This window comes from Nocardiopsis dassonvillei (assembly GCF_964273065.1).
Classification (GTDB): domain Bacteria; phylum Actinomycetota; class Actinomycetes; order Streptosporangiales; family Streptosporangiaceae; genus Nocardiopsis; species Nocardiopsis dassonvillei_B.
The window spans coordinates 541,043-552,152 of record NZ_OZ186815.1 but is presented as its reverse complement, the minus strand read 5'-3'; the positions used below and the strand labels follow the sequence as shown (position 1 = coordinate 552,152).

Here is an 11,110-nt window from a genome sequence, read left to right as displayed (position 1 = left end):
ATCAAGAGAACGAGAGAAGGAGGGCACCGCATGCGCGTGCTCGTCACCGGAGGCTCGGGGCGGCTCGGCCGCAGTGTCGTGGCCGCACTGGCCGGCCGAGGACACGAGGTGACCTCGGTGGACCTGGCCGGGACCGAACAGCCGCCGGGGGTGGCGGGGCTGGTCGCGGACCTGCTGGACCCGGGGGCGCGGGCCGGGGTCTTCGCCGCGGCCCGGCCCGAGGCGGTGGTGCACCTGGCCGGGATCGCGGTGCCGTTCGCCCGCCCGGACGTGGAGACCCTCCAGGTCAACACGGGGCTGGCCTGGGCGGTGCTGGGCGCCGCGGTGGAGCACGGCGCCCGGGTGGCGGTGGCCGCCTCCAGTCCCACCGTGTACGGCTACAACACCCCCGGGTGGCGGCCGCGGTACCTGCCGCTGGACGAGGAGCACCCCGTCGCGCCCTGGCACGCCTACGGGTTGAGCAAGGCGATCGTGGAGGAGACGGTGCGGGCGCTGGCGCGGACCTCGGGGGAGTGCGTGCTGTGCGCGGTGCGGCCCGGGTACGTGGTGGCGCCGCAGGAGTGGGAGGGTGCGCCCACGCAGCAGGGGCACACCATGGCGGAGCGGGCGGCCGATCCGGAGCTGGCGGGGGTGTCGCTGTTCAACTATGTGGACGCCGCCGACGCGGCGGACCTGTTCGCCCGCATCGTGGAGGAGCCCGGGCGGGTGGAGCACGGCGGGGTGTACAACGCGGTGGCCGCCGATCCGCTGGCGCCGGGGCCGGTGGACGCCCTGATGGCGCGCCTGCACCCGGGGTCCGCTCCGGTGGCCGGGGTGCTGGCCGACGGCCGGGCGGTGTTCTCCTCGGACAAGGCGCGCCGGGACCTGGGCTGGGCGCCGTCGGTGACCTGGCGCGAGCGGTTGCGCGCGGGCCGGGCGGGGTGAAGCGGTGCAGCGTCGGGGCGCCGACCGCTCGGCTACCCTGGGAAAGAGTTTTCCAGGACGTGGGACGAGAAGGGCCAGGGGCGTGGACTCCGGTTACGTAACGCTGGAACAGGTGGCCGAGCACGCCGGGGTGTCCCTGGCGACCGCCTCCAGGGTCATCAACGGCAGTACCCGGCAGGTCAGCCAGCGGCTGCGGGACCGGGTCAAGGCCAGTGCGCAGGAGCTGGGGTACCTGGCCAACGCCTCGGCCCAGACGCTGGCGCGCAACAGCAGCTCCCTGGTGGGGCTGCTGGTCCACGACATCTCCGACCCCTACTTCTCGTCGATCGCGGCCGGGGTCACCCGGTGCACCGAGGAGCAGGGGCTGGTGCTGGTGCTGGGTACCACGGGCCGGTCGGCGCAGAAGGAGGGCCGGGTCCTGGCGGCGCTGCGCTCGCACCGGGCCAAGGCGGTGATCCTGGTGGGTTCGCGCTCCACCGACGAGGAGAGCAACGCCCGCCTGGCCCGGGAGATCGAGGCGTTCCGCCGTCAGGGCGGGCGGGTGGCGTGCGTGTCCCAGCCGGGTCTGCCCGCGGACACGGTCAGTCCCGACAACGCGTCGGGGGCGGCGGCCCTGGCGCGGCACCTGGTGGGGATGGGGCACCGCCGGTTCGCGATCCTGGCCGGGCCCACCGATCTGCGCACCGCCCGGGAGCGGCTGGACGGGTTCCACGGGGCGCTGTCGGCTGCGGGGTTGGAGCTGGACCACAACAACGTGATGCACGGGGCGTTCACCCGGGACGGCGGGTACGAGTCGACGCGGCGGCTGATGACGCTGGGTACCGACGCGACCTGCCTGTTCGCGGTCAACGACGTGATGGCGACGGGGGCGATGGCGGCGCTGCGGGACCTGGGTCTGAAGGTGCCGGGGGACCTGTCGGTGGCCGGGTTCGACGACATCCCGACGCTGCGCGACCTGACGCCGGCGCTGACCACGGTGCGGCTGCCGCTGGAGGAGATGGGGGAGAGGGCCGCGGAGCTGGCCCTGGACCCGGACCACGAGGGCGACTTCCGGGTGGTGACCGTGCCGGGGGAGGTGGTGGCGCGGGAGAGCACCGCGCCGCCGGCCTCCCCCTGAGCGGGGGTCAGGCCCCGCGGGGCAGGACGGCCGACAGGTCCAGGTCGGCGAGGTCGGGGCGGTCGGTCAGGAGCCGGTGCGCCTGTGCGAGCAGGGGCAGGTCGGCGGCCTCGGTGGCCAGGGCGACGTCCTTGGCCGCGAGGCGCACCGGGTAGAGGGCGTCGCGGGCGAAGGCCCGGCCGGCGGCTCCCGCCAGCGGGCCCGCGAGCAGGCCGTCGCGGGCGGCCTGTTCGGGCACGCCCAGTGCGGCGGCCAGGCGCATCGCCTCGGAGACGACGGCGACGCCGCCGATGACGGCGCCGATGAGGACGAGTTTGAGGGCGGCGCCGGAGCCGACGGGGCCGCAGGGCACGACCCGGCCCAGGGTGCCCAGGATCTTCTCCACGGGGGCGGTGTCCCCGCCGGCCAGGACGGTGAGCCCGCCGGAGGCGGCCGGGCCGACGCTGCCCATGACGGGGGCGTCCACCAGGGAGACGTCCTCGGGCAGGCGGGCGGCCAGGTCGGCGACGGCGCGCGGGCCGACCGAGGACATCTCCACCCACACCGTTCCGGGTGCCAGGTGGGGGAGTACCTCCTGGGCGACGGCGGCCAGGGCGTCGGGGTCGGCCAGCATGGTGATGAGGACCGGTGCCGCGGCCGCGGCCGCGGCGGCCGTGGGGGCGGTGCGGGCGCCCTCGGCCCGCAGGGGGTCGGCCTTGGCCGGGGTGCGGTTCCAGACGGTCAGGGGGTGTCCGGCGGTCAGCAGGCGGCGGGCCATGGGCAGGCCCATGTTGCCGAGGCCGATGAAGGCGATCTCTTGCATGGCTTCGACGCTAGACCCGCGGTTGACATGCCACAAGCGAATGTCCAGCATGGCCGGCATGCTGGAACGTCATGGTTTGTACGAGGTGTTCCTGGCGGTGGCCGAGACCGGGTCGCTGACCGCGACCGCGCGGGCGCTGGGGTACACGCAGTCGGCGGTGTCGCGCCAGGTGCAGGCCCTGGAGCAGGAGCTGGATTCGGTGCTGTTCGACCGCCTGCCCCGTGGGGTGGCGCTGACCGCCGCGGGGCGGGCCCTGCTGCCGCACGCCCGTGCCGCGGTCGGGCACCTGTCGGCCGCCAGGGCGGAGCTGGCGGCGCTGCGCCGCCTGGACGGCGGGCGGTTGCGGGTGGGTGCGTTCCCCAGTGCGGGGGTGACGCTGGTGCCGCGGGCTCTGGCGGAGTTCTCCCGGCTCCACCCCCGGGTGGAGGTCACCCATGTCGAGGCGCTCACCGTCGACCTGATGGCGCGGTTGGAGGCGGGGGCGCTGGACGTTGCGGTGGTGGGCACCCCGGCCGATCCGGCCCGGGTGGAGCTGCACCCGCTGATGGACGAGCCGCTGCTGCTGGCGGTGCCCGCCGGGCACCGCCTGGTCGGGCGCGTGGGGGTGCGGATGGAGGAGTTGGAGGGTGAGGCGTGGATCGCCGGGAGGGAGAGGCCGGAGGACACCCTGCTCGCCCCGGCGGCCGCCCGGGGGTTCCGTCCCCGTATCTCCCATGTGGTGGGGGAGTGGGCCACCAAGCAGGGGTTCGTGGCGGCCGGGCTGGGGGTGACGCTGCTGCCGGCTCTGGCGGCGGCCTCGCTGCGGCCCGATGTCGCGCTGGTCTCCCTGGCGCCGGGTGAGCTGCCGCTGCGGCCGGTGTACGTGGCGCTGCCGCGGGGTCGGGCCCCGGCTCCGGCGGTCGGGGCGTTCCGGGAGCGGCTGCGGCGGGCCATCGCGCTGGTGCCGGGTGCCGCGGCGGACCGTGCGGACGGTCCGCCGCGGCACCTCCCGTCCGGTGCTAGGGGAGGGGAGTGAGCGTGTCGGCGAACACCACACCGTGCCCGAGGCCGGTGTCCGCCGACAGCGCCCCGCGCTCCACCCGCACACCGCTGGGGGCGGCCAATGCCCCCAGCTCGGCGAAGGAGGCGCGGTCGATGTCCTCGACCATCGCGGGTCGGGACAGGCACAGTGCCAGCTGCCCGGACAGCTCGGGCAGCAGGTGGGGGGCGACGGGCACGCCCCGGCGGGCGGCCGTCTCCGCGATGCGCAGGAAGGGGGTGATGCCGCCGACGCGCACGACGTTGGGCTGGGCGACGTCGCAGACCCCCGCGTCGATGTAGCGCTCGAACTCCTCGACGGTGCGCAGGTTCTCGCCCAGGGCGAACGGCACCTCCGTGCGCGAGCGCAGCCGGACGTGGGAGCGCAGGTCGTCGGCGGGCAGCGGCTCCTCGACGAAGTGCGGGCCGTGGTCGGCCAGCGCCGCCAGGGCGCGGGCCGCGGCGGGCACGTCCCAGCGCTGGTTGGCGTCGACCATGAGGAGCCCGTCGGGGCCCAGCAGGTCGCGCACCGCTGCCACCCGTTCGGCGTCGCGGGCCGGGTCGGGCGAGCCGACCTTGATCTTCACCGCCCGGTGTCCGGCCGCCAGCCACCCCTTCACCTGGTCTTGCAGGTCGGGCAGGGAGTAGTCGAGGTTGACGCCGCTGCCGTAGGCGGGCACGGTCTTCCGGCGCCGCCCCAGCAGTTCCACCAGGGGCAGGCCGGCGGCCCTGGCGGCCAGGTCCCACAGGGCGATGTCGACCGCGGCCAGCGCCATCAGGGTGAGGCCGGAGGTGCCGGCCTCGCGCAGGTGCCACCTCAGCTCGTCCCAGCGGGCGGGGTGGGCGGGCCCGCCCACCAGGGCGGGCCGCAGGTCGTCCTCGATGAGCGCGAGCACCGAGCGGGCGCCGATGAGCGGGGTCCAGGAGAACCCCGTCCCCGACAGCCCGGTGTCGGTGTCCACCTCCACCACCACGATGTCGTTGCGGTCCACCCCGCCGTCCCAGGCCCGGTGCAGGGGCAGCCGGTGGGCGCGGGCGCGCAGCCCGGTGACGCGCATCGGATCAGCCCTTCCCGATCAGGGACAGGCCGGTCTCGATGAGCGCGGCCAGCTCGGCCTCCTCCTGGGGGGTGGGGTCCACGAACGGTGCCCGCACCCCGCCCACGGGGAGGCCGCGCAGCCGGGCCCCGGCCTTGACCAGGGAGACCGCGTACCCGGGGGAGCGGTCGCGCAGGGCCACCAGGGGGTCGAAGAACTCCGCCAGCAGCCGGTCGGCGAGCGGGTCGCCGGCCTGGACGGCCTTGTGGAAGGCGTCGGCGACCTCGGGCACGAACGCGAACGCCGCCGAGGAGTACAGGGGCACCCCCACGCCGCGGTAGGCGGGGACGGTCAGTTCGGCGGTGGGCAGGCCGTTGAAGAACGTGAAGTCCTCGCCGCGCACCGCGCGTACCGCGAGCACGATGCGGTGCATCAGCCCCAGGTCGCCCACGCCGTCCTTGATGCCGGCCACGGAGGGCAGGGCGGCGATCTCGGCGGCCGTTTCGGGGGTCAGGACCATGGTGCCGCGCTGGTAGACGATGACCGGCAGGTCCGCGGCGGCGGCGACGGTGCGCACGTACTCCACCAGCCCCCGCTGGGGGGCCGACACCAGGTAGGGGGGCAGCAGCAGGATGGCGTCGGCGCCGGCCCCGCGGGCGGCGCGGGCCTGTTCGGCGGCGGTGGCGACGCTGCCGCCGGCCCCGGCCACCACCGGTACGGCCCCGGCGACGGCCTCGACCGTGCGGGAGACCACGGCGGCGTGCTCGGCGGCCGACAGGGCGTGGATCTCGCCGGTGCCGCAGGCGGTGAACACCCCGCCGGCGCCGTGGGCGACCCCGGAGGCGACGTGCTCGGCGAGCACGTCGGTGTCCACGGCCCCGTCGGGGCCGAAGGGGGTGAGGGGGAAGAAGAGGATTCCGTCGAAGTGCATGGCTCTCCTCGGAGGGAAAGAGGGGGTCACAGGACGTGTTCGATGTGGCGGCGGGCCGTGGTGGCGACGACGTCGTCGACGTCGGCCGCCCAGATGTCGGCGTTGAAGATCTCGACCTCGATGTCGCCGGTGTGGCCTGCGGCCTCCACCGTCTCGCGCAGGGAGCGCACATCGATGTGCCCGTCGCCGACCATGCCCCGGCCCAGCAGGGCGTCGGCGGGCAGCGGCAGGATCCAGTCGCAGACCTGGAACAGGGCGATGCGCCCCTCCCGGCCGGCGCGGGCGATCTGGGCCTCCACCTCGGGGTCCCACCACACGTGGTAGGTGTCGATGGTGACGCCGACCGCCTCGGCGGGGAACTCCCGGGCCATGTCCAGGGCCTGGCCCAGGGTGGAGAGCACCGCCCGGTCGGCGCAGAACATCGGGTGCAGGGGTTCCAGGGCGAGCCGGACGCCGCGTTCGGCGGCGTAGGGGGCCAGGACCGCCAGGGCGTCGGCGACGCGGCCGCGTGCCCCGGGCAGGTCGCGGTCGCCCGCGGGCAGGCCGCCCACGACCATGACCAGGACCGGGGCGCCCAGGGCGGCGGCCTCGTCGATGGCGCGCCGGTTGTCGTCCAGGGCGGGGGCCGGGTCGTGTCCGGTGAGGAACCCGGCCCGGCAGTAGGAGCTGACCCGCAGGCCCGAGCGGCGCACCAGCGCGGCCGCCTTGTCCAGGCCCAGGTCGGCGACGTGTTCGCGCCACAGCCCGATGGCGGGGACGCCGGCGCGCAGGCAGCCGTCGACGGCCTGGACGAGGGTGCTGGGGCGCACGGTCGCCTGGTTGAGGGAGAGCCGGGCCAGACGGGGGTCGCCGGGTTCGGGGGTGGGGACGGTGGCCGGGAGTCCGGTGGGGACGTCCACGGCGGTGGGGACGGGCGTGTTCACCGCTCCACCCCCGCCACGCGCAGCAGGGAGCGCATGCGCTCGACCGCGAGGTCGGGGTCGGTGAGGGCCCCGGCGGCGTCGGCCAGTTGCAGCGTCCGGGCCAGGTGGGGCAGGTCGCGGGCGGACTGCATGCCGCCGACCATGTGGAATCCGTTCTGGTGGCCGTTGAGCCAGGCCAGGAACGCGATGCCGGTCTTGTAGTGGGGGGTGGGGGCGGAGAACAGGTGGCGGGCCAGCGGGACGGTGGGGTCGAGCAGGGCCCGGTAGCGGTCGGTGTCGCCGGCGTCCAGGGCGGCCAGGGCGCGGGCGGCGGCCGGGGCGATGGCGGCGAACACGCCCAGCAGGGCGTGGGAGTGGCCGTGGTCGTCGCCCAGGATGAGGTCGGGGTAGTGGAAGTCGTCGCCGGTGTACAGGCGCACCCCGGCGGGCAGCAGGCGGCGCAGCCGCACCTCCAGGCCGGCGTCGAGCAGGGACACCTTGATGCCCTCGACGCGGTCGGCGTGGTCGGCGATGAGGGCGGCCACGGGTTCGATCGCGTCGGCGGGGTCGGCGAAGCCCCAGTATCCGGCCAGGGCGGGGTCGAAGACCGCGCCCAGCCAGTGCAGGATCACCGGGCCCTGGGCGCGGTCGAGCAGGGCGGTGTAGACGCGGGTGTAGTCGTCGGGTCCGGTGGCGACCGCGGCCAGGGCGCGCGAGGCCATCAGGACGGGGACGGCCCCGGCCTTGTGGACCAGGTCGAGTTGTTCGCCGTAGGCGGTGACAACGCTTTCCAGGTCGGCGTGCGCGGGTTCCAGGGCGTCGGTGCCCACCCCGCAGGCCAGAGCGGCGCCGCGGGCGGCGGCCTCGGCGCCCGAGCGGCGGATCAGCTCGGCGACCGTGCCGGGGTCCAGGCCCATGCCGCGCTGGGCGGTGTCCATCGCGTCGGCCACGCCCAGGCCCTGGTCCCACAGGTGGTGGCGGAAGGCGAGGGTGGCCTCCCAGTCCAGGCGGGCGGGGGCGCCGGGGGCGTTGGGGCGCAGCGGGTCGGCGACCACGTGCGCGGCGGCGTAGGCGGTGCGGGTGCGGGAGGGGGGCAGGGGGGAGGAGTCGGCGGGGGTGCCGACGGGGGTGAAGGGGGCGAGCGAGCCGTCGCCCCCGGGCAGCAGCAGGGTGCTCATCGGATGGAGACCTCGCCCAGTTCGACGGTGCGGCCGGTGCGGGCCGATTCCAGTCCGGCCTCGGCCATCTGCAGCCCGCGGGCCCCCGACAGCAGGTCGTGGGGGAAGGGGGAGCCGGTGGCGACGTGGCGCAGGAAGTCCTCCCACTGGGCGCGGAACCCGTTGGGGAAGTCGGTGTTGTCGGGGACGTGCTCCCACTGGTCGCGGTAGCGGCCCTGGTCGACGGCGTCGGGGTCCCACACGGCCTTGGGGGTCTGGGCCCGGTGCTGGGTCCGGCAGGAGCGCAGTCCCGCCACGGCGCTGCCGTGGGTGCCGTCGACCTGGAACTCCACGAGCTCGTTTCGGTCCACCCGCACGCTCCAGGAGGAGTTGATCTGGGCGATGGTGCCGTTGTCCAGCTCGAAGATGCCGTAGGCGGCGTCGTCGGCGGTGGCGTCGTAGGGTTCGCCGTTCTCGTCCCAGCGCCGGGGGATGTGGGTGGCGGTGCGGGCGGTGACGGTGCGGACCGGCCCGAACAGGTGCTCCAGGATGTAGTGCCAGTGGGGGAACATGTCCAGGACGATGCCGCCGCCCTCCTCGGCGCGGTAGTTCCAGCTGGGGCGCTGGGCGGGCTGCCAGTCGCCCTCGAAGACCCAGTAGCCGAACTCCCCCCGCACGGACAGGATCTCGCCGAAGAAGCCGGACTCCACCAGGCGGCGCAGTTTGAGCAGGCCGGGCAGGAAGAGCTTGTCCTGCACGACGCCGTTGCGCACGCCCGCCTCCTGGGCGAGCTTGGCCAGCTCCAGGGCCGCGTCCAGGGTGGACGCGGTGGGCTTCTCGACGTAGATGTGCTTGCCCGCCGCGATGGCGGAGCGGACGGCCGCCTCGCGGGCGTGGGTGATCTGCGCGTCGAAGTAGACCGACACGTCGGGGTCGGACAGGACCGCGTCCAGGTCCGTGGACCAGCGCTCCAGTCCGTGACGGTCGGCGATCTCGCGGAGCCGGCGCTCGGAGCGGCCGACCAGGATCGGCTCGGGGAGCAGGCGCGAGCCGTCGGGCAGGGTGATGCCGCCGTCCTCCCTGATGGCCAGGATGGACCTGGTCAGGTGCTGGCGGTATCCCATGCGCCCGGTGACGCCGTTCATGGCGATACCCAGTACGCGATCGCTCATCGGTTGTGACCACCTCTCTTGTGAAAGCGCTTTCCACCTTACGGCAAAGATCCGGAACGCACCAGTGGCGAACAGCGGCGACGGTGGTGGGGGCGGTCGGCGGTGCGGGGGTGCAGGAGTCCCGTCCGCGCGGGGGCCGCACCGGATCTCCCCCGCCCCCGGCGATGGCCCGGTGCTTCTCCGGTGCCGGTCCCGGGGGGCGAACTTTCCTCTTCCGGCTTTCCACCGACCACCCTGAGCTGGGCGGACACCCTCGGGGGCCGGTGTCGGAAAACGGGTGGGCGGGAATTTCCGGAAGGGCAGGGCGGCCCACGGGGGTCCGCCTGCGGATCCCCGGTGAAGGAAAGCGCTTACAGTACCGGGGTGGCGGCGCGGCCCCCCGCACCCGGGACTGGCGGGAGGCCGCACCGCCCGGGGCGCCCCGGGCGGCGGGCGCGGTCAGCGGTCGGTGTGCGCCGCGATCTCGGCGACGACCAGGTCCCACAGCGGCTCGGGCGGGTACTGGTGGCCCGCGCCCGGCAGCGGTACCAGCCGGGCGCCGGGGATCTCGCGGGCCAGCGCCTCCCCGTGGGGCAGCGGGAACATCGGGTCCTCGGTGCCGTGCAGGACCAGTGTCGGAGCGGAGATGTCCGCCGGGTCGGGGTCGGACGAGGCGTCCTCTTCCAGGATCCAGTGGTTGGTCTGCATGGCGGCCATGTCGGCGGTGCGGTCGTGGACCCGCTCGGAGGTCGCGCGCGAGCGCCGGGGGTCGAAGAGGCTTCCGGCGAACACCCGCTCGCCCTCGACCATCGCCTCGATCGCGGCCTCCCGGTCGGTCCAGTCCGGTCCGGGGCCCTCGTCGGCGAACACCGCCTCCAGGCGGGGCTCCATCGGCGGCAGCTCGGGCCGGTCCGGTCCGCCCGTGCCGTTCGGGGTGGTGGACTGCAGGGTCAGGCTCACGACCCGCTCGGGGTGGGCGAGGGCGATCCGCTGGGCGATGTCGGCGCCCATCGAGATCCCCACCAGGTGCGCGGTGCGCACGCGCAGTCCGTCGAGGACGGCCAGGGCGTCGGCCACCAGGTCCGCACGGGTGTAGTCGGGGGCTCCGGGCGGACAGGAGGTGGAGCGCCCGGTGTCGCGCAGGTCGTACCGCACCACGTGGCGCCCGGTCGCGGCGAGCCGCGCGCAGAAGCCGTCCTCCCAGTAGTCCATGGACGAGGCCGCGCCGCCGATCAGCAGGACGGTCGGGTCTCCGGCCGAGCCGAAGGCCTCCGCGCAGATCAGGGCGTCTCCGGAGGGCAGCATCAGTTCGCCGGTGCGGGCGGGTTCGGTGGTCACGGCTCTCTCCCCACTACGAAATTAATAGCTGCTACTATTATTTTCATAGTTTCGAGAGGAGTACAAGTGGCCGGTAAGCGCAGTTACGGCGAGGGGTGCCCCATCGCGCACTCCCTGGACCTCGTCGGGGAGCGGTGGGCGCTGCTCGTGGTGCGGGAGCTGCGGCTGGGCCCGCGCCGCTACCGCGACCTCCAGGAGGCCCTGCCCGGCATCGCGCCCACCGTGCTCTCCCAGCGGCTCAAGGACCTGGAGGCCGCCGGCGTGGTGCACCGCCGGGAGCTGGCGCCCCCGGCGGCGGCCCGGGTCTACGGGCTGACCGAGTGGGGGGCCGGGCTGGAGCCCGTCTTCCGGGAGCTGGCCCGCTGGGGCGTGCGCTCCCCGGTCGTTCCCCTCTCGGGCGGGGTGAGCGCCGACTCGACCATGCTCGGCCTGCGCACGTTCTTCGCCCCGCCCCCGGACCAGGAGCCCTGGTCCGCGGTCTACGACGTGTGGCTGGGGCGGGAGCGCTACCGGATCCGGATCGAGCGGGGGCGCCTGGAGCACCTGGCCCGGGGCGGGGACGCCGGCGGGGCGGACGTCGTCGTGCGCACCGACAAGGACACCTGGCAGCGGGTGCTGGGACGGCAGGAGGCCCGGGCCGACGCGGTCGCCGCGGGCCGCCTGGCGGTCGAGGGCGACCCCGCCCTGCTGGACCGCCTGGTCGCCGCCGCGGCCGCGCCGCCCGCTCCGTGAGC

11 protein-coding genes are annotated in these 11,110 nt (G+C 75.1%); 4 read left to right on the top strand and 7 right to left on the bottom strand.

Annotated features, from left to right (window positions below; all coding sequences use genetic code 11):
* Window positions 1-30: 30 nt before the first annotated feature.
* Together ACSUPR_RS02735 and ACSUPR_RS02730 are read left to right on the top strand one after the other, a co-directional pair.
* Window positions 31-924 (top strand): NAD-dependent epimerase/dehydratase family protein, encoded by an 894-nt coding sequence (locus tag ACSUPR_RS02735; RefSeq protein WP_436889267.1) that lies wholly within the window; start codon window positions 31-33, stop codon window positions 922-924.
* Window positions 925-1,006: 82 nt separating this feature from the next.
* A complete protein-coding gene (locus tag ACSUPR_RS02730) occupies window positions 1,007-2,041 on the top strand; it encodes a LacI family DNA-binding transcriptional regulator (protein WP_436889265.1) in 1,035 nt (344 codons plus the stop codon).
* 7 nt (window positions 2,042-2,048) lie between these two features.
* Here ACSUPR_RS02730 and ACSUPR_RS02725 read toward each other — a convergent pair whose 3' ends face one another.
* Window positions 2,049-2,843: an NAD(P)-dependent oxidoreductase gene (locus tag ACSUPR_RS02725; protein ID WP_436889263.1), complete on the bottom strand. Its 795-nt coding sequence runs from the start codon at window positions 2,841-2,843 to the stop codon at window positions 2,049-2,051.
* A gap of 58 nt (window positions 2,844-2,901) precedes the next feature.
* Here ACSUPR_RS02725 and ACSUPR_RS02720 point away from each other — a divergent pair, with 58 nt between their 5' ends.
* Window positions 2,902-3,858 carry a LysR family transcriptional regulator gene (locus ACSUPR_RS02720; RefSeq protein ID WP_436889261.1) on the top strand — a complete coding sequence of 319 codons (957 nt, stop codon included), beginning with the start codon at window positions 2,902-2,904 and terminating at the stop codon, window positions 3,856-3,858.
* Here the strand turns inward: ACSUPR_RS02720 and ACSUPR_RS02715 are convergent.
* The 6 genes from ACSUPR_RS02715 to ACSUPR_RS02690 form a co-directional block, all read right to left on the bottom strand.
* The gene (locus ACSUPR_RS02715) at window positions 3,842-4,918 is read right to left on the bottom strand and encodes a mandelate racemase/muconate lactonizing enzyme family protein (protein WP_436889259.1); all 1,077 of its coding nucleotides are present in this window, start codon (window positions 4,916-4,918) and stop codon (window positions 3,842-3,844) included. The two genes, ACSUPR_RS02720 and ACSUPR_RS02715, sit on opposite strands and share 17 nt — an antisense overlap.
* A 4-nt stretch (window positions 4,919-4,922) precedes the next feature.
* Entirely contained in the window at window positions 4,923-5,828 is a 906-nt protein-coding gene (locus tag ACSUPR_RS02710) for a 5-dehydro-4-deoxyglucarate dehydratase (RefSeq protein WP_436889257.1), read from the bottom strand.
* 26 nt (window positions 5,829-5,854) lie between these two features.
* On the bottom strand, window positions 5,855-6,751 hold the full coding sequence (locus tag ACSUPR_RS02705; RefSeq protein ID WP_436889255.1) for a sugar phosphate isomerase/epimerase family protein: 897 nt from the start codon (window positions 6,749-6,751) through the stop codon (window positions 5,855-5,857).
* Window positions 6,748-7,908, bottom strand: coding sequence for a dihydrodipicolinate synthase family protein (locus tag ACSUPR_RS02700; protein WP_436889253.1), 1,161 nt, complete (start codon window positions 7,906-7,908; stop codon window positions 6,748-6,750). Before ACSUPR_RS02700 ends, ACSUPR_RS02705 begins: the two co-directional genes overlap by 4 nt.
* Window positions 7,905-9,059: a Gfo/Idh/MocA family protein gene (locus ACSUPR_RS02695; RefSeq protein ID WP_436889251.1), complete on the bottom strand. Its 1,155-nt coding sequence runs from the start codon at window positions 9,057-9,059 to the stop codon at window positions 7,905-7,907. The genes ACSUPR_RS02700 and ACSUPR_RS02695 overlap by 4 nt, the downstream gene beginning before the upstream one ends.
* Before the next feature lie 438 nt (window positions 9,060-9,497).
* A complete protein-coding gene (locus ACSUPR_RS02690; protein WP_436889249.1) occupies window positions 9,498-10,376 on the bottom strand; it encodes an alpha/beta fold hydrolase in 879 nt (292 codons plus the stop codon).
* Window positions 10,377-10,442: 66 nt separating this feature from the next.
* On the opposite strand from ACSUPR_RS02690, the gene ACSUPR_RS02685 reads away from it, so the two are divergent.
* Window positions 10,443-11,108 (top strand): winged helix-turn-helix transcriptional regulator, encoded by a 666-nt coding sequence (locus ACSUPR_RS02685; protein ID WP_436889247.1) that lies wholly within the window; start codon window positions 10,443-10,445, stop codon window positions 11,106-11,108.
* Window positions 11,109-11,110 lie beyond the last annotated feature (2 nt).